This window comes from Imhoffiella purpurea (assembly GCF_000585215.1).
In the GTDB taxonomy this organism is placed as follows: Bacteria; Pseudomonadota; Gammaproteobacteria; order Chromatiales; family Chromatiaceae; genus Imhoffiella; species Imhoffiella purpurea.
This window is the reverse complement of record NZ_AONC01000151.1, coordinates 1-327: the sequence shown is the minus strand read 5'-3', so window position 1 is coordinate 327 and position 327 is coordinate 1. Positions and strand designations below refer to the sequence as shown.

Sequence of the window (327 nt, the reverse complement as noted above, 5' to 3'; positions counted from 1 at the left end):
CCTTGAGGAGCATACCAAGCGCCAACTGATCGACTTTTTCCACGTCAGCGAATATGTCGGCACGCTGGCTCAGGCGCGCTATCCACAACGCCAGGCCGAGGAGCAACGTTCGCGCTGGCGCCATCAGCAGTGCCGCGATCTCAAGGACGATCCCAACGCGGTGAACCGCTTGATCGAAGAAGCGGCCACGCTCTCGCGGCGCACCTCCCTCTCGCAGGCACTGCGCGACAACGCTTACAGCGCCTGGACCTATTTCAACAATCATCGCCACCAGATGGACTACCCCGGCTTCCTCGCTGAGTCCCTGCCGATCGGATCGGGTGTGAC

The 327-nt window shown here is 61.8% G+C and carries 1 pseudogene; it reads left to right on the top strand.

The window, feature by feature from the left end:
- Window positions 1-327: pseudogene (locus tag D779_RS20820) on the top strand (hypothetical protein); the annotation flags it as partial.